This is a genomic window from Flavobacterium sp. UBA4854, from assembly GCF_002399805.1.
In the GTDB taxonomy this organism is placed as follows: Bacteria; Bacteroidota; Bacteroidia; order Flavobacteriales; family Flavobacteriaceae; genus Flavobacterium; species Flavobacterium ginsengisoli.
On sequence record NZ_DHEI01000017.1, the window covers coordinates 16,250 to 17,925 of the forward strand.

Annotated in this window: 1 protein-coding gene; it reads right to left on the bottom strand. The window is 36.3% G+C overall.

Features of this window, described 5'->3' with window-relative positions; genetic code table 11:
- Positions 1–5 precede the first annotated feature (5 nt).
- Positions 6–1,298 (bottom strand): aminopeptidase P family protein, encoded by a 1,293-nt coding sequence (locus B3J44_RS01630; RefSeq protein ID WP_286965197.1) that lies wholly within the window; start codon positions 1,296–1,298, stop codon positions 6–8.
- Positions 1,299–1,676 lie beyond the last annotated feature (378 nt).

A 1,676-nucleotide genomic window follows, 5' to 3' on the forward strand; every position in this document is an offset into this window, starting at 1 on the left:
TTTATCTATTCATTCATCAACGTTTCAATCTCGTCAGCTTCAAGCGGAATGTTGCGCATCAAGTTAAAAGGTTCTCCTTTTTCCTGAACCACAACGTTATCTTCTAAACGAATTCCGAATTTTTCTGATGGAATATAAATTCCTGGTTCAACCGTAAAAACCATATTCGCTTTCATTGGTTCATGAAGCAATCCGTAATCATGAGTGTCAAGTCCTAAGTGGTGAGACGTTCCATGCATGAAGTATTTTTTGTAAGCAGGCCATTCTGGATTTTCGTTCTGAACATCGGCTTTGTCAATTAATCCTAAACCAAGCAATTCAGAAGTCATGATTTTACCAACTTCAACATGATATTGTTTCCAAAGCGTTCCTGGAGTAAGCATTTTTGTTGCTTCATTTTTAACTTTCAAAACCGCATTGTAAACTGCTTTCTGACGATCTGTAAAACGTCCCGAAACTGGAATCGTTCTTGTCATATCACTTGAATAATTAGCATATTCAGCCGCAACATCTAACAAAATTAAATCTCCTTCTTTACATTGCTGATTGTTTTCGATATAATGTAAAACATTCGCGTTGTTTCCAGAAGCAATAATTGGCGTATAAGCAAAACCTTTAGAACGGTTACGGATGAATTCGTGAGCCAATTCAGCTTCGATTTCGTATTCTGTAACATTAGGTTTCACAAATCCTAATAATCTGCGGAAACCTTTTTCTGTAATATCACAAGCGTGCTGAATCAAATCGATTTCTTCGCTTTCTTTTATAGAACGAAGTCTTTGTAAAATTGGGTTGCTTTTTGCAACATTGTGTGCTGGATAACGTTCTTTCCACCATTTTACAAAACGAGCTTCGCGAGTTTCTGTTTCAACAGTCGCACGATAATGTTCGTTGGTATTGATGTACATCGTATCGGCATACGTCATCATTTCGTTCAAAACTTTATGAAAATCCTGTAACCAATAAACCGTTCTAATTCCAGAAACCTGAAAAGCACGTTCTTTAGTCAATTTTTCGCCTTCCCAAACTGCGATATGATCATTGGTTTCTCTCAAGAAAAGCATTTCTCTTTGGTGCTCATAAGGCGCATCTGGAAACAAAAGCAATACACTTTCTTCTTGGTCAACACCACTTAGATAAAAAATATCTCTGTGTTGGGCAAAAGGTAAAGTACTATCGGCACTAACTGGGTAAATGTCATTTGAATTGAACACGGCAACTGAATTTGGTTTCATTTCTGCCATGAACTTTTTGCGGTTTTTTACAAAAAGAGCGCTGTTTATTTGATGATATTTCATAATTATTTCGTTTTTGAACTTCGAATTTCAAAATTAATGATTTTTGAAGAAGTGGCGTATAATAGATTTATTAAAGTTTTCTTATTTATTGTTTTTGCTACGAAGGCGCTAAGGCATGAAGTTTTTTAACCGCAAAGTACGCTAAGGTTTACGCAATGCCCGCAAAGATTTACTCAATCTTGTCATTTCGAGGAACGAGAAATCTCCACAAGTAGCTATACAAAGATTTGCACGCATAGTTTTGTCATCTCGACGGAGGAGAGATCGCACTCGAAATTCCACAAAGGTTGGCGATTTTTGTTTCACGCAGATTTAGCAGATTTAGCAGATTTTTTTCTTTTCAAACGCAAAAAGATTTCCTCAATCTTGTCATTTCGA